Annotated in this window: 19 protein-coding genes and 1 pseudogene; 8 read left to right on the forward strand and 12 right to left on the reverse strand. The window is 71.9% G+C overall.

Annotated features, from left to right (window positions below):
• The first annotated feature begins 32 nt into the window (after nucleotides 1–32).
• Nucleotides 33–695, forward strand: a complete 663-nt coding sequence (locus tag OHA37_RS11635; RefSeq protein WP_266904354.1) for a TetR/AcrR family transcriptional regulator — start codon at nucleotides 33–35, stop codon at nucleotides 693–695.
• Here the strand turns inward: OHA37_RS11635 and OHA37_RS11640 are convergent.
• The 5 genes from OHA37_RS11640 to OHA37_RS11660 all read right to left on the reverse strand — a co-directional run bounded on the left by OHA37_RS11640 (nucleotide 637) and on the right by OHA37_RS11660 (nucleotide 5309).
• Entirely contained in the window at nucleotides 637–1188 is a 552-nt protein-coding gene (locus OHA37_RS11640; RefSeq protein WP_266904356.1) for a hypothetical protein, read from the reverse strand. The genes OHA37_RS11635 and OHA37_RS11640 overlap by 59 nt on opposite strands.
• A gap of 53 nt (nucleotides 1189–1241) precedes the next feature.
• On the reverse strand, nucleotides 1242–2942 hold the full coding sequence (locus tag OHA37_RS11645; protein WP_266904358.1) for an acyl-CoA mutase large subunit family protein: 1701 nt from the start codon (nucleotides 2940–2942) through the stop codon (nucleotides 1242–1244).
• 98 nt (nucleotides 2943–3040) lie between these two features.
• Nucleotides 3041–3370, reverse strand: a complete 330-nt coding sequence (locus OHA37_RS11650; RefSeq protein ID WP_266904360.1) for a DUF3817 domain-containing protein — start codon at nucleotides 3368–3370, stop codon at nucleotides 3041–3043.
• Between the two features lie 112 nt (nucleotides 3371–3482).
• A complete protein-coding gene (locus OHA37_RS11655; protein ID WP_266904362.1) occupies nucleotides 3483–3992 on the reverse strand; it encodes a MarR family winged helix-turn-helix transcriptional regulator in 510 nt (169 codons plus the stop codon).
• A gap of 21 nt (nucleotides 3993–4013) precedes the next feature.
• A complete protein-coding gene (locus OHA37_RS11660; RefSeq protein ID WP_266904364.1) occupies nucleotides 4014–5309 on the reverse strand; it encodes an MFS transporter in 1296 nt (431 codons plus the stop codon).
• A gap of 153 nt (nucleotides 5310–5462) precedes the next feature.
• Between OHA37_RS11660 and OHA37_RS11665 the strand changes: the two genes are divergently transcribed.
• The 3 genes from OHA37_RS11665 to OHA37_RS11675 all read left to right on the forward strand — a co-directional run bounded on the left by OHA37_RS11665 (nucleotide 5463) and on the right by OHA37_RS11675 (nucleotide 8076).
• The gene (locus tag OHA37_RS11665; protein ID WP_266904366.1) at nucleotides 5463–6449 is read left to right on the forward strand and encodes an ArsR/SmtB family transcription factor; all 987 of its coding nucleotides are present in this window, start codon (nucleotides 5463–5465) and stop codon (nucleotides 6447–6449) included.
• 202 nt (nucleotides 6450–6651) lie between these two features.
• Entirely contained in the window at nucleotides 6652–7686 is a 1035-nt protein-coding gene (locus tag OHA37_RS11670; RefSeq protein ID WP_266904368.1) for a glycoside hydrolase family 6 protein, read from the forward strand.
• Nucleotides 7687–7722: 36 nt separating this feature from the next.
• A complete protein-coding gene (locus OHA37_RS11675) occupies nucleotides 7723–8076 on the forward strand; it encodes a DUF6232 family protein (protein ID WP_266904370.1) in 354 nt (117 codons plus the stop codon).
• Here the strand turns inward: OHA37_RS11675 and OHA37_RS11680 are convergent.
• The 7 genes and pseudogenes from OHA37_RS11680 to OHA37_RS11710 all read right to left on the reverse strand — a co-directional run bounded on the left by OHA37_RS11680 (nucleotide 8073) and on the right by OHA37_RS11710 (nucleotide 14587).
• Complete coding sequence (locus OHA37_RS11680; protein ID WP_266904372.1) at nucleotides 8073–10085, reverse strand: kelch motif-containing protein; 2013 nt, start codon at nucleotides 10083–10085, stop codon at nucleotides 8073–8075. The two genes, OHA37_RS11675 and OHA37_RS11680, sit on opposite strands and share 4 nt — an antisense overlap.
• A gap of 3 nt (nucleotides 10086–10088) precedes the next feature.
• Nucleotides 10089–11852: a glycosyltransferase family 2 protein gene (locus tag OHA37_RS11685; protein ID WP_266904374.1), complete on the reverse strand. Its 1764-nt coding sequence runs from the start codon at nucleotides 11850–11852 to the stop codon at nucleotides 10089–10091.
• A 159-nt stretch (nucleotides 11853–12011) separates the two neighbouring features.
• A complete protein-coding gene (locus OHA37_RS11690) occupies nucleotides 12012–12638 on the reverse strand; it encodes a C39 family peptidase (RefSeq protein ID WP_266904376.1) in 627 nt (208 codons plus the stop codon).
• A gap of 60 nt (nucleotides 12639–12698) precedes the next feature.
• On the reverse strand, nucleotides 12699–13454 hold the full coding sequence (locus OHA37_RS11695) for an excalibur calcium-binding domain-containing protein (RefSeq protein WP_266904378.1): 756 nt from the start codon (nucleotides 13452–13454) through the stop codon (nucleotides 12699–12701).
• A 240-nt stretch (nucleotides 13455–13694) separates the two neighbouring features.
• Nucleotides 13695–13921 (reverse strand): annotated as a pseudogene (locus OHA37_RS11700) (thiamine-binding protein).
• Nucleotides 13922–13949: 28 nt separating this feature from the next.
• A complete protein-coding gene (locus OHA37_RS11705; RefSeq protein WP_266904380.1) occupies nucleotides 13950–14246 on the reverse strand; it encodes an MTH1187 family thiamine-binding protein in 297 nt (98 codons plus the stop codon).
• Nucleotides 14243–14587: a DUF3817 domain-containing protein gene (locus tag OHA37_RS11710; RefSeq protein WP_266904382.1), complete on the reverse strand. Its 345-nt coding sequence runs from the start codon at nucleotides 14585–14587 to the stop codon at nucleotides 14243–14245. The genes OHA37_RS11705 and OHA37_RS11710 overlap by 4 nt, the downstream gene beginning before the upstream one ends.
• 194 nt (nucleotides 14588–14781) lie before the next feature.
• On the opposite strand from OHA37_RS11710, the gene OHA37_RS11715 reads away from it, so the two are divergent.
• From OHA37_RS11715 to OHA37_RS11730, 4 genes are all read left to right on the forward strand, one after another.
• Nucleotides 14782–15420: an AIM24 family protein gene (locus OHA37_RS11715; RefSeq protein WP_266904384.1), complete on the forward strand. Its 639-nt coding sequence runs from the start codon at nucleotides 14782–14784 to the stop codon at nucleotides 15418–15420.
• Nucleotides 15420–16070, forward strand: coding sequence for an AIM24 family protein (locus tag OHA37_RS11720; protein WP_266904386.1), 651 nt, complete (start codon nucleotides 15420–15422; stop codon nucleotides 16068–16070). The genes OHA37_RS11715 and OHA37_RS11720 overlap by 1 nt, the downstream gene beginning before the upstream one ends.
• Nucleotides 16071–16081: 11 nt before the next feature.
• A complete protein-coding gene (locus tag OHA37_RS11725) occupies nucleotides 16082–16879 on the forward strand; it encodes an AIM24 family protein (protein ID WP_266912696.1) in 798 nt (265 codons plus the stop codon).
• A 69-nt stretch (nucleotides 16880–16948) separates the two neighbouring features.
• Nucleotides 16949–17425 carry a MarR family winged helix-turn-helix transcriptional regulator gene (locus OHA37_RS11730; RefSeq protein WP_266912698.1) on the forward strand — a complete coding sequence of 159 codons (477 nt, stop codon included), beginning with the start codon at nucleotides 16949–16951 and terminating at the stop codon, nucleotides 17423–17425.
• Nucleotides 17426–17508 lie beyond the last annotated feature (83 nt).

Here is a 17508-nt window from a genome sequence, read left to right on the forward strand (position 1 = left end):
CGCCTCTGCTACCGGCGGGTATGGTCTCGGCCATGCGCAACCCCAGCTCGGACACCTCCTGCCCGCCCGGCCGCACCGGCCGCCCGCGCAGCGCCGCGGCGGACGCCGCGATCCTTGCCGCGACCCGGGACGCACTGGTGGAGCTGGGCTGGTCGAAGCTGACGATGGGGGACGTCTCGGTGCGGGCCGGGGTCGCGAAGACCACCCTCTACCGGCGCTGGTCGGGCAAGAGCGAGCTGGTCGTGGACGCCGTCGCGGAGCTCTTCGACTCCCTCGAACTCCCCGACCGGGGCTCGCTCGAAGCCGACATCGAGTACGTGGTGCTCCAGTTCGCGGCGCTGCTGCGGCGCCCGGAGGCCCGTACCGCCCTGATGGCGGTCGTCTCCGAGTCCACCCGGGACGAGGCCCTGCGGGACCGGATCCGGTCGGCGATCGTGGACCGGCAGAAACGTCTCGTCGTACTGGGGCGCGAACGGGCGCAGGCCCGGGGAGAACTCCCCTACGAGGAGGACGAGTCCCTCGCCGCCCACACCACGGACCTGATCTTCGACGTGATCGCGGGCACGGTGGTCCACCGCGCGCTGGTCAGCTCCGAGCCGGTGGACGAGCTGTGGGTGGCCACCTTCACGGCGCTGCTCATGTACGGCCTCCAGGGTTCCGCCGCCGGCCCTTCCGGCCCCGCACCGGCGGAGTGACCACGGCGGGCCTGCCGCCGTCCGACAGGGGCAGGAAGTCCTCGCACCAGGCCGGCGCCGAAGCGATCAGCGCCTCCGAGCGCGGGTTGTGGCCCGGCCAGGGCCTCGGGCGTCCCGGCCAGTCGGCCCAGCGCAGGCTGTCGGCCTCCTGCGGCGGCAGCAGCCCGGAGGCCACCAGGGCCGCCCGGCCCGCTTCGAGCCCGGCGAGCCGGTAGCCGTACTCCGAGGAGTCCACCTCGTGGACGTGGGCGTCGGTGAGCAGCACCGAGGCCGCCACCCCGTCGAGCCCGCGCACGATGCCCGCCCGCACGCAGGCCGCGTACACCTCGGGCAGCCGGCGGTGCTCCGGCACGGCGTTCAGGACCTCCGTCAGCCCGTCCCGGCCGGGCGGCTCGAAGTCGGCGGCGATGTACGCGTACGGCCCGCAGTTGGTCTGCATGAGCACGCGGACGCTCACCCCGTACACGGGAACGGGAAGGTGGCGGCCAGTCATGGCCGCCACCTTAGGGCGTGTCCTTCGGGCCGGGGCGGGCCCGCGACGGGGCGTCAGAAGCCCGGCGGTTCCGTGTACGTGCCCCACTCGTCCCGCAGCAGGTCGCAGATCTCGCCCATCGTGGCTTCGGCGCGCACCGCGTCCAGCATCGCGGGGATCATGTTCGACCCGTCGCGGGCGGCGGCCAGCATGGCGTCCAGCGCCTGCGTCACCTTCGCGTCGTCGCGGCCGGCCTTGCGCTCGGCGAGCTCGCGGACCTGCACCTTCTCCACCTCGTGGCTGACCCGCAGGATCTCCAGGTCCCCGGTGACCGAGCCGTGGTGGCAGTTGACGCCCACGACGCGCTTGTCGCCCTTCTCCACGGAGCGCTGGTACTGGAAGGCCGACTCGGCGATCTCCCCGGTGAACCAGCCGTCCTCGATGCCCCGCAGGATGCCCGAGGTAATCGGGCCGATCGGGTGCTGCCCGTTCGGGTGGGCGCGCAGCCCGCGCTCCTTGATCTGCTCGAAGATCTTCTCGGCGTCGGCCTCGATGCGGTCGGTGAGCTGCTCGACGTACCAGGAGCCGCCCAGCGGGTCGGCCACGTTCGCCACGCCCGTCTCCTCCATCAGCACCTGCTGCGTGCGCAGGGCGATCTCGGCGGCCTGCTCGCTCGGCAGCGCGAGGGTCTCGTCGAGGGCGTTGGTGTGCAGCGAGTTGGTGCCGCCGAGGACGGCCGCGAGGGCTTCCACGGCGGTGCGCACGACGTTGTTGTAGGGCTGCTGGGCGGTGAGGGAGACCCCGGCCGTCTGGGTGTGGAAGCGCAGCCACATCGTCTTCTCGGACTTCGCCCCGTACACCTCCTTCATCCAGCGGGCCCAGATCCGGCGGGCGGCGCGGAACTTGGCGATCTCCTCGAAGAAGTCGAGGTGCGCGTCGAAGAAGAAGGAGAGCCCGGACGCGAAGTGGTCCACGTCCAGCCCGCGCGAGAGGCCGAGCTCCACGTACCCGAACCCGTCGGCGAGGGTGTACGCGAGCTCCTGCGCGGCCGTGGCCCCGGCCTCGCGGATGTGGTAGCCGGAGACGGAGAGCGGCTTGTAGGCGGGGATGCCGTTCGCGCAGTACTCCATGAGGTCGCCGATGAGGCGCAGGTGCGGCTCGGGTTCGAAGAGCCACTCCTTCTGGGCGATGTACTCCTTGAAGATGTCGGTCTGGAGCGTCCCGTTCAGGACGGCCGGGTCGACGCCCTGGCGTTCGGCGGCCACCAGGTACATGCAGAAGGCGGGGACGGCGGGGCCGCTGATCGTCATGGAGGTGGTGACGTCGCCGAGCGGGATGTCCTTGAAGAGGATCTCCATGTCGGCGGCGGAGTCGATGGCCACCCCGCAGTGGCCGACCTCGCCGAGCGCGCGGGGGTCGTCGGAGTCGCGCCCCATCAGGGTCGGCATGTCGAAGGCGACGGAGAGCCCGCCGCCGCCGGCGGCCAGGATCATCTTGTAGCGCTCGTTGGTCTGCTCGGCATTGCCGAAGCCGGCGAACTGCCGGATGGTCCAGGTCCGCCCCCGGTAGCCGGTGGCGTGCAGGCCCCGGGTGTACGGGTACTCCCCCGGCCACCCGATGCGCTCGAAGCCCTCGTACGAGTCGCCGGGCCGGGGTCCGTAGACGGGATCGACGGGGTCGCCGGAGAGCGTGGTGAAATCGGCCTCGCGCTTGCGGGCCTTGTCGTACCGGGCCTGCCAGCGACGGCGGCCTTCCTCAATGGCGTCAGCGTCCATACCGATGAATTTACTAGGACGTCCTAGTAAATGTCGATGGCCAACCCCCGGGGAGTCGTCCCGGGGGTGGATGGATCAGCTGAGGTCAGGCGCCGGGGTCAGGCGCGGGCGGCGGCCCGATCGCCCACGATGAGGGGCTCGACCTCGGCGCGGATCTTGCGCTCGACGAAGAACGCGGCGAGCGGGATCGTGCCGGAGAGCAGGACCCACAGGAGCTTGCCGAACGGCCACTTGGCCTTGGAGCCCAGGTCGAAGGCGAACACCAAGTAGACCATGAACAGCACACCGTGCGCCTGCGAGACCGCGAAGGTCAGGTCGGCGCCGGTGTCGAAGCCGTACTTCGCCACCATGCAGGCACAGAGGATCAGGAGCATGACCGCGGTCACGTAGGCCATGACGCGGTAGCGGGTCAGCACGCTTCGTTTCATGCCGTCGAGCCTAACCGTCCGGTTTGCACGATCTTGACGCGGGCGGTTCCGCCCGCGTCCGGTGCCGTGGCCGGTACGGTTTGAACCTTTCCGGTCACAGGACCAGCGGCGGTCAGTTCTCCTCGAAGTCGGCCGCGGCCACCCGGAGCGGGCGCAGGAGCGCGAAGATCTCCGCGCATTCCTCGGCGTCGTAGGCGCCCAGCCCGAAGTCGATCTCCATCAGCGCCTTCGTGGCCGCCTCGACCACCTCGCGGCCCTTGTCCGTGATCGACGCGAGGGTGCCGCGCCCGTCGTTCGGGTTCGGGCGCCGGGCGACGAGGCCGGACTTCACCAGCCGGTCCACCGTGTTCGTCACCGACGTCGGGTGCACCATCAGCCGCTCGCCGATCTTCGACATCGGCAGTTCCCCGGCCTTGGAGAAGGTCAGCAGCACCAGCGCCTCGTAGCGCGCGAAGGTCAGACCGTACGGCTTGACGATCGCGTCGACCTCGCCGAGCAGGATCTGGTGCGCCCTCATGATCGAGGTGATCGCGGCCATCGACGGGACCGGCCCCCAGCGTTGCTGCCAGAGTTCGTCGGCGCGGGCGATCGGGTCGAAGGGAAGGCTGAGCGGCTTGGGCACGCATCAGACCCTACCGGGCGGTCATTTGGCAGCGGGATCCGTCTCACGCCTCGGCCCGTCCGTCCGGCGCACCTCGGCGAGCAGCAGCAGGACGACCCCGGTTCCCAGGACCGCGGCCGACGCCACCACCACGTGGACGGGCAGGAATTCCGCCGCGAGGCCCGCGAGCGCCATGCCCACGCCCTGAAGGGTCATCAGACCGGTGCTGAGCAGGGTCATCGCCCGGCCGCGCAGCTTCTCGGGCACGGCCTCGACGTACCACTGGTCGAGCCCGAGGGTGTACGCGTGGGCCAGCCCGGCCAGGACGAGCACGGCCAGCAGGAGCGGCAGGCCGGGCCGGACGGCGTACGCGAGCAGCGGGAGCAGCGAGAGCGCCGCGAGCGGGGCCGTGATCCGCGAACGCGTTCGGGCGGTGAGCGCGGAGCCCGCCCAGACCTCCCCGGCGATGGCTCCGGCCGGCATCGCGCACATCAGCAGCCCCAGACCGGCGGTGGAGATGCCGAGGCCCGTGGCGTACGGGGTCAGCAGTGCCTCGGGCACGACCACGAACAGCGGCGGCAGCCAGGACAGCAGGGTCAGGGCCCGCAGCCGGCGGTGGCCCAGCACGGCACGCAGCCCGGCGAGCGGGGAGACCCGTCCTGCGGAGCCCGCGCTGCGGGCGGGCCGGGCCCGGGTGCCCAGGCGCAGCAGGAGGGCGGAGCCGAGGAAACCGGCGGCCGTGAGGAGGATGGCCCCGCGCGGGGCCAGCACGGTGAGCAGCAGCCCGCCGAGCCCGAAGCCGATGAGCTGGGCGCTCTGGGCCACCATGCGCAGCAGCGAGCGGCCCAGGACGTACGCGTCGCCGGCGCCGAGGACGTCGGCGAGGGAGGCGCTGCGGGTGCCCTGGAACAGCGGCGCGACGAAGGCCATCGCGCAGCGCAGTACGAGGAGCAGCGCGACCGGGGTGCCCGGCGCGGCCATGGCCGCCGCGCACGCCGCGCAGACGAGGTCGCAGCCGACGAGCACCCGGCGCGCGGGGAGCCGGTCGGCGAGCGGCGCGAGCAGGGTGCCGCCGAGGGCGTAGGGGAGGAAGCCGAGGGCGAAGGTGAGCGCGCTCATCAGGGGGGAGCCGGTGGCGCGGTAGACGAGGACGGTGAGGGAGATCTCGGCGATGACGACGCCGAGCACGGACAGCAGGTGCGCGGCGAAGACCGGCCGGAACTCCCCGACCCGGAAGACGGCCCGGTATCCGACGGGTTCCGGTGCGGGGGTCCGCTCGGGCGCCCCCGGGACGGGATGCGGCTCGGCGGCGGGTGCGCCCTGGTTGGCGGTGGTCATACGGTGCACCCTGGCGGCGCCTAGGCTGGGGGACCAGAGATTCGTCCCCACTCGAATCACCTGCTCCGGGCCCGGCACCCCACCGCCCCGCCCCGCCCGTCCGCCCGCCGGCCGGTCCGCCCGTCCCGTCTCGCCCCCGGAGGGACCCGTACCGTGCCCTTCCACTTCCGCTTCGGCCCCGCCGACCTGATGCGCTGCCGGTTCTCGATCTCGCCCCGCTGGGAGACCCAGGAGGCGGTACGGGTCCTGCTGGACCGGCGGCGCCACGCCTACCACCTGCCCTGGCTCCGCGGGATCCGCACGGCGGCAGCCGGGCTGGACCTGCGGCCGCTGTGGCTGCTGATGCCGCGCGCGGGACACAATCCGGACTTCCTCAGCCCGCCCCCGACGGGCCCGTCGGTCACCTTCGAGGAGGAGCTCGCCCGGGTCCGGGCCGCCGATCCGCAGGCGGCGCGGGAGGACCTGCGGCGCTCCCTGGTCTGCACCCCGGGCGCCCTGGAGAGCGCGGCCGGGCAGCGGATGCTGGCCGACCCGGAGCGGGCGGTCCGGGAGCTGGCCGACCTCTACGAGCAGGCATGGCGGGTGCTGGTCGCCCCGCACTGGCCCCGGCTGCGCGCCCTGCTGGAGGCGGACGTCCTGTTCCACTCGCGGCGGCTGGCCGCGGGCGGGCTGGAGGCCCTCTTCGACGGCCTCCACCCGGATCTGCGCTGGTCGGGGAACACCCTCAGCATCGCCCGCCGGGGCCACCACGACCGCTCCCTCGACGGCCAGGGGCTCCTCCTCATGCCGAGCGCCTTCGTCTGGCCGGAGGTGGTGGGCGGCTACGACCCGCCGTGGCAGCCGACCCTGGTGTACCCGGCCCGCGGCATCGGCGCCCTGTGGACGGCCCCGGCCGGCCCGGCCCCCCAGGCCCTGGCCCGCCTCCTGGGCCGCGCCCGCGCCGACGTCCTGTGCGCTCTGACCGAGCCCGCCTCGACCACCGCCCTGGCCCACCGCCTGTCCCTGGCCCCCTCCACCGTCTCCGCCCACCTCAAAATCCTCCAGGAGGCCGGCCTCCTCATCCCCTCCCGCCACGGCCACCAGATCCTGTACGAACGCACCCCCCTGGCCATCGCCCTGACCAATCCGGCCCAGCCGTAAACCCGGCCCGGGGCATATCCAGCCCCGCCGGCGTTTGAGGCGGTCCGGGCGCAGCCCGGAGAACGGGGGAAGGGCGGGTGGGGGACCGAGCTCCCCCAGCAGCACCCGTACGCACGCGGCGCTGTCGCACCCCACCCCACCTGCCCCCATGTCACGATGACCCGGCCCGCAGCCGCCCGCCCCTTCGCCCCGAGGAAGCCGGATGCCAGCCCCCCGCAGCCGCCCCGCCACCCTCCTCACCGCAGCCCTCTCCCTGGCCCTGGCCGCCACCACGGCCTGCTCCCCCACCCCCACCGCGCAGCCGGAATCCGCCCCGCCCCACCCCCCGGCACACCCCGCAGGGGTCGGCCTCGTCGACGAGTCCCCGTTCTGGGTGGACCCGCAGAGCGACGCCGCCCGCCAGGTCGCCGCCTGGGAGGCGCAGGGCCGCAACAGCGACGCCCAGGTGCTGCGCCGCATCGCCGACCGGCCGATGGCCCTGTGGGGTCCGGCCGGCGACCCCGGCCCCGAGATCCGCCGGGCCAGGGCGAGCGCCCGTACGGCAGGCCGCACCCTGGTCCTCGTCGCGTACAACATCCCGTACCGGGACTGCGGGCAGCACTCGGCGGGCGGCGCCCGGGACGCCACCGCGTACCGGAGCTGGATCGGCGCCTTCGCCGACAACATCGCCGACACCAAGGCGCTGGTCGTCCTGGAGCCGGACGCGATCCCGCACCTCGTGGACGGCTGCACACAGGCCGACCACCGCGACGAGCGGCTGCGCCTGCTCTCCGAGGCCGTCGACCGGCTCAAGCGCAACAAGAACACCAAGGTCTACCTGGACGCCGGCAACCCGGCCTGGATCCCGGACCCGGGGAAACTGGTCGATCCCCTCTACAAGGCGGGACTCGACCGCGCCGACGGCTTCGCCCTCAACGTCTCCAACTTCCAGCCCAGCGCGGCCGGCCGGGAGTACGGCGCCACCCTCTCCAAGGCCACCAAGGGCAAGCACTTCGTCATCGACACCAGCCGCAACGGCGACGGCCCCCTCCAGGGCGACCGCGCCCAGGCCTGGTGCAACCCGCCGGGCCGCGCACTGGGCACGCCCCCCACCGCCGGGACGGGCGACCCGCTCGTGGACGCGTACCTCTGGGTCAAGCGCCCCGGCGAATCGGACGGCACCTGCCGCGGCGGCCCCCCGGCGGGCACCTGGTGGCCGGACTACGCCCTGGGCCTGGCCCGCCGCTCCGCGGACTAGATTGACCGAATTCCCCTTGTCCTGCGCGGAGTTGCGATGGATTCTGTGCGCTACGAACACGGCACCGGGGGGTCCGTCATATCCGAGCACGAGGTCATCGAGGTCCGCGTCGCACGGCGGGTGCTCTGGGTCGGCGCCGACGCGTTCCCCGTCGCCAACATCACCCGGGTCACGACGAGCATGGTCCCCGCCCGTGCTGCCGCCGTCTCGGCCTTCGTGAGGTTCATGATCCTCCTGGCGCTCGTCACCGCCGGGGGCGTCACCGCGTTCCGGGACGCGGACCGTCCTGCGGATCGCCACCGCCGTCGGCGAGGCGGGGCTGCCCGTCATCACCGCGATCACCCAGTGCCGCGCCCTGTCCGCCTGACCCGGGCCCGAGCGGGGCCCTAGCTCAGCCACCCGTCCCGCGAGGCCGCCGACGGCGGCTCCGGCGGCTCGGGAGCCGGCCGTACCCGGATCCACTTCGCCACCGACGGGGTGCCGTCCGCGTCCGTCACGAACAGCATGTACCAGCCGGGCGGCACCAGCGTCGGGTCCGCGGGCACGGTGACCGTCACCGTGCCGGCGGTCTTCCTCAGCCCGAGTTCGACCGAGCGCTGCTCCACGTCGGTGGTGTGCGTGACCGCGCTCGGCCGCATCAGCCGGGCCCGCTGGATCCGCTCGGCCCGCGGTGCCTCGAAGGTGGCGGAGCCGCCGAGTTCTGCCTCCTCGGGCCCCTCCCCCAGGACCGGCCGCAGCTCCGGGTCCCGGTGCACGTACGGCGGGCTGTACACCTCCAGGCGGTGTTCGAACCGGCCCAGCCTGGTGTTGTCCTTGTCCGCGAAGAGCGGGTCGGAGCCGAAGGTCGCCACCCGCCCGTCGGGCAGCAGCAGCGCCTCGGAGTGGTAGTTGCGCCCGACCGTCGGGGAGGCGGCGGCCACGAAGGTGTCGGTGCGCGGGTAGTAGAACTGCGCCTTGCGGATGTCGCTGGCGCCCCGGCCCCGGTAGTCGGCGGAGCCGCCCGTGGTGAAGAGGGAGTCGTCGGGCAGCAGCACGCTGCTGAGGTAGCGCACGCGCTGCGGCAGCCGGGCCGTCGGCCGGAAGGCCGGCACCTCCGCCTTGAGGTCCACGACGGCGGTGCGGTCCGTGGACAGCCTGGACTCGCCGACTCCGCCGCCGCCGAGCACCATCACCTTCTGGTCCTGGGCCGGGGGGAGCAGTACGGAGGAGGAGGTCTCCAGCTGGTCGGGGTCGGCCAGTCCGCCGACCTTCCGGAACTGGTTCGTCGCCAGGTCCCACACGCCCGGCTCGCGCCCCTTCTCCTTGGGCCCGTAGCCCGCGTTCGAGCCGGTGTAGAGCAGTTTGCCGCCCTGGGTGAGGAAGAGGGCGGGGTAGGTCGGGAAGTAGCGGAAGGGGCCCTTGGACCACTTCTTGGTCTTCGGGTCGTAGTACTCGTTGTCGCCGGGGACGACGTCGCCCACGTCGTTGAGCCCGGACACGGCGAGGACCCGCCCGTCCTGGAGCCCCACCAGGGTCGGGTACCAGCGGGCGTCCCTCATCGGGTCGACCGGTACGTACTTCTCCGCCAGGGGGTCGAACTCGTAGGCGGACTTGATGCCCTGGAAGTCCTGCTTGCCAGCGCTGAGCCGCTCCGCGAGCCCGTAGACGTTGGCGGCGTCCTTGCCCTTGAGCCCGGCCACCGCGTACTGGGCGGCCTGGGTCGTCAGCCCCGCGGCGCCCTCCCGGACCGCCTCCACGAAGACCCGCGCCTCGGCCGCGACCACCTTGGTCTTCCACGGCATCATCTGCCCGCCGCGCCCGTGCGCGATCTCGAACTTGCGGGTGGCCTTGGGGACGGTGACGGCGAACTTCGACACGTACTCGACGCCCGAGGGGGACCGGAAGACGGTGCCCTTCGCCAGGGTGACCGCCTTGTCGGGGCTCTCGTTCTTGACCCGCATGCCGCCGCCGGCCCGGGTGACCTTGCCGCCGAGCACCTCGTAGCGCGCGGTCCCGCCGGCCACCAGGAGCTGTCCGTCGGGGAGCTGGCTGTGGCCCGAGCAGAAGAAGTCCTCCGGGGTCGGGATCTTCTTGAAGCTGTCGTCCTTCGGGTCCCACAGGACGGTGGAGAAGCTGCCCTTGTCGAAGTTGCGCTGGTCGTTGCCGGAGCCGGCGATCAGCAGCACCTTGCCGGTGCGCAGCAGCGCCGCGTGCATGGCGTTGATCCGGTACTCCTCGGGGAGGCCGATCAGATCCCACGAGCCGTACTGGGCGCGGTAGCCGGCCCGCCCGATCTTGTACGAGTGGTAGCGGTCCCCGGCGAAGGAGAGCGCGGCGGGCGCGTTGAGCGCGATCAGCAGGGCGACGGCTCCGGCGCCCAGGGCCGTCTTCTTGAACTGCTTCGAAGGGCGGTACTCCATGGCTCAGTTCCCTCCCGCCGTCGTCGCGAGGGCCTGCTCCGGCTCCTCACCCGGACCGGGCCCCCCGCCGGACGCGGCCCGGGCCGTACGGGCGCGCAGCTCGGTCACGGCCCAGACCACCGGCGGGGCCAGGGTGACGGCCAGGGCGAGCACCGCCCAGACGCGCATGGCCGCGTGGGTGTGCTCGTAGCGCACGGAGGCGGCGAGGGAGACGAGGAGGACGGCGGCCCAGAAGAGGTGGACGCGGAAGGTCGCGAGCCGGTCGGGGCTGGCGACGCCGCCCTTGGGGGTGACGATGAAACCGCCCCGGGTGCGCAGCACCGCCGAGCCGAGCGACATCAGGTAGACGGGCGCGCAGACGGCCGACATCGCCATGCCGGCGAGCCCGCCGGAGCCCTCCGGCTCGTGGGGGGAGACGTTGTGGCGGCGGTTCCACAGGTACAGGCCGACCTGGAGGGCGGCGGCGTCGGTGTAGAGCATCAGCCAGACCTCGGAGGAGACCTGGGTGCCGGAGGCGCCGAACCACAGGAACAGCACGCAGCTGAGGACGCCGAGGAGCCAGTTGACGGCCGTCATGGGGTAGTAGACGAGCATCAGGGTGTAGTTGAGCCAGCGGCCGGGGGGCATCCGGAAGCAGCCCCGCCAGTACTGCCGCAGGAGGGTCTCGTACGTCCCTCTGGACCAGCGCAGCTGCTGCGTGAAGAGGTCGGTCCAGGTGCTGGGCCCCTCCCCCACGGCGAGCACGTCGGGGGTGTAGACGGAGCGCCAGAACCGCCCGGTCGCGGGGTTCCTGCTCCGGTGCAGCTCGAAGCCGGTGGCCATGTCCTCGGTGAGGGAGTCGTAGAGCCCGCCGACCTGGCGCAGCGCGCTGATCCGGACGGCGTTGTTGGTGCCGACGAACATGGGGGCGCCGTAGCGGTTGCCCGCGCGCTGGATCAGGGCGTGGAAGAGGTACTGCTGGGACTCGGCGGCCTTGGTGACCGAGGCGGTGTAGTTGCCGTAGACCTGCGGGCCGACGACGAAGGCGATGTCGGGGTCGCGGAAGAAGCCGAGCATCCGCTCCAGGTACTGCGGGAGCGGCACGTGGTCGGTGTCGACGGAGGCGAAGTAGTCGTAGTCCGCGCCGTGCCGGGCGAGCCAGGCGTTGTAGTTGCCGTGCTTGGTCCGCGCCCGGTGGGACCCCTCGGGGGTGTTCCACTCGGCGACGCCCTTGCGGGTGAAGTGGCGCACGCCGAGCGCGGTGCACAGCTCCTTGGCCCCGGGGTCGTCGCCCTCGTCGAGGAGCCAGACGTCGAGCGGCCCGTCGTGGCGGACGGCGACCGCCCCGCGCAGGGTGGCGGCCGCCATGGAGAGGGGTTCCTTGCCGGGGACGTAGGTGGTGAGGAAGGCGACGCGGGTGCCGGGTTCGGCGGGGACCGGGACGGGGTCCCGGGCGACCATCGTGGCGTGGGCGATCGAGACCACGTTGACCACCATGAAGAACATGATCAGGGCGACGGATCCGAGCATCACGGCGTCGAGCCGCACCAGCCAGGCCTCGCCGCCCTCCCGGACCGTCCGGTGCGTGGGCCAGACGAGGTAGAGCAGCAGCCCGGTGGCGGCGACGGGGGCGAGCGTCATGAGCGCGACGGCCCGTATTCGGGTCCGGAGGTCCTCGCGCGCGAGCAGGGAGCGGTACCTCACCCGGTAGGCGACGGCGGGATCCGGCTCCTCACAGGGGCCGGCCAGCCGGCTGTGGGTCTCGTAGTCGAAGGCTTCCTGCCGCACGGTTCCTCCAGCGCTCGAAACCGGGGTACGTATCCCAACGAAAGGGGAGATACCTCTGGCTGTCGAACGGGATGCACCCGACCGGGCGGTTCCGTTCCGTGTCCTGGCGGCCAGGGCCGAACGGGTCACCGCACCGGGCGCCGCGCGCCGGCCGCGCCCTCAGCCGGCCCGGCCGCCGATCAGGATGCCGCGTCCGGCGTAGAAGCGGTCCAGTTCGGCCCAGGGAACGGGCGCGTACTGCTGCGAAGCACCGGGGAAGCCGGAGGGATTGTGCACCAGGACGGCGTCGTCGGTGGCCCCGACGGCGAGCACCAGGTGACCGCCCCGGGCCTCCCCGGCCGGGACGAGGGTCCGGATCGACCAATGGACCGACAGCATGGCCAGCCCGCCCCCGGCGAGCGCGTCCCGGACGGCCTGGTGGTCCAGTACGGGTACGGAGCGGGCGTCCAGGTCCCAGCGGGCGTTCACGTACTCGGCGAACGGTTGGTAGATCAGCCCCTGCACGGCATCCCCGTCCCGCACGTACGCCCCGGCCCCGCAGAGCTCCTTCACCAGCTCCACCGAGGGCGGCACCGGGAGCCCCAGACGCCCCAGCACCATCCGCAGGCAGGCCACGCCGCACATGCGGGGCGCCCAGAAGGCGTACTCCTCGGGGGAACCGGCACCCGACCCGGCCCACAGGGGATCCCGGGCCGAGTCGGCCCCCGCGACGAACTCGGGCACCAGCCCGGCGGACTCCCACTGGGAGTAGTAGGGGACGGCGCGCTTGATCGTGGAGGCGTTCATGCCTGCGAAGTCTGCTCTACGGGAGGCCCCCGGCCTGGGGTGCCCCCGGCTCAAGCCCCGCTACTCGCAGGCCACGCCGTCGCCGTCCCTGTCCAGATGGCGGCCGTAACCGGGGTCGCCCCGACGGATCGGGTCGGCTCCCGCGGCGCGAACGGCGGCGCAGTTCTTGTAGGAGACGCTGCCGCTACCGCCGGTCGATGATCCGCCCGAGGAGGAGCCTCCCGAGGAAGAGCCGCCCGAGTCGTCCCCGTCCCCCGGCACCACGGGGGCGGGGTCGGGATCAGGATGCAGCCTGGCGCCTGCCTCCGCCGGGCAGGCCGTGCCGGGTGCCACGACCTTGAGGTGGGCGCTCACGGTCTTCGGGGCCTGGATCTCCTTGCCCTCGGCCGGGTCCTGGAAGCAGACCTTCCAGCCGTCCACGGTCGCGGGCAGCGTGACGTCGGCGTACGCGCTCTCCGGCTCGACCGACTTGAGCCCGATCGGCTTGAGGATCTCGGCCGCCCGGGCAAAGGGGAGGCCCATGACCACCGGCATCTTCGGGGCAGCCGGGGCCGCGGTCGCCGAGGGCGTGGTTACCGATGTGGTTTCGGGGGCTGCGGTCGCCGAGGGCGCGGGTATTGCGGCGGCCTCCTGGGTGACCGTGGCCTTCGGCTTCGCGTCGGTCCCGGTCTTCTCCGGCGGGTCGCCCAGGAACGGGGTGAAGAACCAGAGGCCGGCGAGGACGGTGGCGGTGATCTTCTTTCCCTTGCTCCAGCCGCTGGTCCACGCGAGGGCGATGCCCCCGGGCGGAAAGACGACGAGCAGGGTGATGATCACTGCCGGATGGTGCCACCACCGCCGCGAGGACGCATACGGGTGGGGGTACGGCGGCGGGTAGGTCACGGGGCGTCCTTCTGCTGATGCGTGCCGGGCCCGGCGAGCGTACATAAATGCGAAAGTTGTACCGATCAGTACGAACTATTGGCCCCGGACACGACGAAGCCCCCCGAATCCACCGGACCGATCTCCGGAGAACCGAGGGGCTGCGCGGGAGCTTTCGAGGGGCTCGTGGGTGGCTCAGCCCTCCCCGGCGAGGTGGCATTCCACCGTCTGCACCATGGACGCTGCATCATGGACGCCATGCCACCCCGGCGCCCCGTTCCTCCACGGCGGCCACCGCGCTTCACCACGTCCATCACCTCGTCCCCATCGATCTCGATGGTGGTGAACATGGCGTCCGTGCGGTTCGGCAGCCCCGACGCACGCACTATGCGGACGGCGTCGGCCACGCGCGGGGACCGCACGGGAGCTTCCGAGGGGCTCGTGTGTGGCTCAGCCCCCGGCGAGGTGGCGTTCCACCGTTTCCATCTTGGACGTCATGCCGTCCGTGACGCCGGGGCGGATGTCGGCCTTGAGGATGAAGGAGACCCGGGGGGCCCGTTCCTCCACGGCGGCCACCGCGCGCTTGACCACGTCCATCACCTCGTCCCACTCACCTTCGATGGTGGTGAACATGGCATCCGTGTGGTTCGGCAGCCCCGACGCCCGGACGACGCGGACCGCGTCGGCCACGTACTCGCCGACCTCCTCGCCGACGCCCAGCGGGGTCACCGAGAACGCGATCATCATGCGCGGGCCGCCTCACGGGCGCGGGCGGCGAGCACGCCGGCCGACTCGTCGCGCTTGAGGAGGCGGTCGCCGTAGAGCCCGCCGAAGGGGACCAGCGCCAGCAGGAAGAACAGCACGACCTTCTTCAGGGGCCACTTCGCCTTGAACCAGACGTCCAGCAGGAAGACGCCGTAGATGACGAACAGGAACCCGTGGATGACGCCGAGCGGCATCATCAAGTAGTCGATGTCCGAGATCCGGCTCAGCACCGAGCCGAAGATCAGCAGCGCCGGGAACGAGAGCGCCTCCGGTACGGAGATGAGGCGCAGCCGGTGCAGGGCGGAAGCGGTCTTGATGTCCACGTGGAACCTTCGGGGTGGATGCCGGGGGTCCGTCCCAGTGTCTCAGCCGCCCCGGACGATCTTGGCGCGGGGCCCGGGGTCCCGGCGGGCCGGGCCGTGACCCCGACCGGACCGGGCCGGACCGTGCCGGACCGTGACGTATATCGGCCAACGGGCCCCTGTTCGGTGCCGCCCGCTGCGGATACCGTCTTCCCGTGGCTCAGTTCCGACTCCAAGGCAGCAAGGTGCTCGCCGTCGACCTGACCGGGGACGCCGTGAAAGCGAAAAACGGCGCCATGGTCGCGTACGACGGCCAGATGGCCTTCAAGAAGATGACCGGCGGCGGCGAAGGCCTCCGCGGAATGGTGACCCGGCGGCTCACCGGCGAGCAGATGACCGTGATGGAAGTGCAGGGTCACGGCACCTGCTTCTTCGCCGACCGGGCGAGCGAGATCAATCTGGTCAACCTGCGCGGCGAGAAGCTGTACGTCGAGTCCAGCAACCTGCTGTGCACCGATGCCGGCCTGCGCACCGGCACGACCTTCACCGGCCTGCGGGGTGCGACCACGGGCAACGGCCTGTTCACCACCACCGTCGAGGGCAGCGGGCAGGCGGCGATCATGTCCGACGGCCCGGCCGTGGTGCTGCGCGTCAGCGCCCAGTACCCGCTGTCCGTCGACCCGGGGGCGTACATCGCGCACACCGGGAACCTCCAGCAGTCCTTCCAGTCCGGTGTGAACTTCCGCACGCTGATCGGCGAGGGCTCCGGCGAGTCCTTCCAGATCCGCTTCGAGGGCGAGGGCCTGGTGTACGTGCAGCCCAGCGAGCGCAACACCATCGGGGGCGACGTCTGATGCCGTTCCGCGAGATCAACTCGAAGATGGTCGAGGCCCAGGTCGTACCGGGGCAGAAGATGTACAGCCAGCGCGGCGCGATGCTCGCCTACCGCGGCGAGGTCTCCTTCACCCCGAGCCTGACCGGCGGCCAGGGCGGCGTGATGGGCATGATCGGGCGCCGCGTGGCGAACGAGCAGACGCCGCTGATGGAGGTCGAGGGCAGCGGCACCGTGATGTTCGGCCACGGCGGCCACCACATCCAGGTCATCAGCCTCACCGGCGAGACGCTCTACGTGGAGGCCGACCGGCTGCTCGCCTTCGACGGCAGCCTGCAGCAGGGCACGATGTTCATGGGCGCGCAGGGCGGGGTCATGGGCATGGTCCGCGGCCAGGTGAGCGGCCAGGGCCTGTTCACCACGACCCTCAAGGGCCACGGCTCGGTGGCCGTGATGGCCCACGGCGGGGTCATCGAGCTGCCGATCCACCCGAACCGCCCGATCCACGTGGACCCGCAGGCCTACGTCGCCCACCACGGCGAGGTCCGCAACAAGCTGTCCACGGCGCTGGGCTGGCGGGACATGGTCGGCCGCGGCTCGGGCGAGGCGTTCCAGCTGGAACTGTCCGGCCAGGGCGCGGTGTACGTACAGGCTTCGGAGGAAAAGCTGTGAACTTTGGTCCCGTGACCGGTGGGCCGGGAGGTCCGACCGTCTTCGACCCGTACACCCTGCCGTCCGACGACAACGTCAACGCCTACACCTTCTGCGTGGAGCTCAAGGGGAGCCAGTGGTTCCTGCAGAAGGGCAAGATGATCGCCTACTACGGGCGCATCGAGTTCAACGGCATCGGCCACGGCCGGTTCGACCGGCTGCTGCGCACCAGCTTCCACTCGCCGCTGCACGCGAGCGACTGGGTGGTGGCCGAGGGCCAGGGCAAGATGCTGCTCGCCGACCGGGCCTTCGACGTGAACTCGTACGACCTGGACAACGGCAACCTGACCATCCGGTCGGGCAACCTGCTCGCCTACCAGCCCACGCTGGCGCTCAAGCAGTCGATCGTGCCGGGGTTCCTCACCCTGATCGGAACCGGCAAGTTCGTGGCGGCCTCCAACGGGCCGGTGGTGTTCATGGAGCCGCCGCTGCGCGTGGACCCGCAGGCGCTGGTGGGGTGGGCGGACTGCCCCTCGCCCTGCCACCATTACGACCACAAGTACATGTCGGGCGTGATCGGCGGCCTGCGCTCGCTGACGGGCATCGGGGGCTCCTCGGGCGAGGAGCACCAGTTCGAGTTCGTCGGTGCGGGTACGGTGCTGCTCCAGTCCTCGGAGATGCTGATGGCGGAGCAGGCGGTCGGGACCGTGGGCCCCGGCGCGGCCGCCGGCAACGCCCAGGGCGTCCCCGGACAGGGTCCGCTGGGCCAGATGGGCGTACCGCGGATGCCGGGGCAGCTCGGCGATCTCCAGAGGCGCTTCGGGCTGTAGGAAACCTCTCATCCCGCCGCATTTTTGTACGCAATTCAACTTCTTAGGTAGAGTTCTTTCATGGAGACCATCGAGACCGAGACGGCCACCCCCTGGCTGAACGACGCCGAGCAGTGCGCCTGGCGCACCCACCTGGACGTCAGCCGGCTGCTGAGTCACCAGCTGGAAAAGGACCTCCAGCCGTTCGGGCTCACCAACAACGACTATGAGATCCTCGTGAACCTCTCCGAATCCGAGGAACACCGGATGCGGATGAGCGATCTCGCGACGTCGACGCTGCAGTCCAAGAGCCGGCTCTCCCACCAGATCACGCGGATGGAAGCGGCGGGCCTGGTCCGCCGCGTGAACTGCGAGTCCGACCGCCGCGGGCTCTACGCCGTCCTCACGCCCGAGGGCATGGAGACCATGCGCGAGGTCGCCCCGCACCACGTGGCGTCCGTCCGCCGGCACTTCATCGACCTCCTCACCCCGGACGCCATCGCCGCCCTGCGCGCCGCGCTCGGACCGGTCGCCGAGCACCTGCGCGCGGGCCGCGGCAAGGCCTGAGCCCGGGCCTCGGCGCGCCCATCCGGGCGGATCACCGGACAATGGGGACTACGCACTCGCAGCCGGCCCGGCCGAGCGACCGT

It is taken from the genome of Streptomyces sp. NBC_00335 (genome assembly GCF_036127095.1).
In the GTDB taxonomy this organism is placed as follows: Bacteria; Actinomycetota; Actinomycetes; order Streptomycetales; family Streptomycetaceae; genus Streptomyces.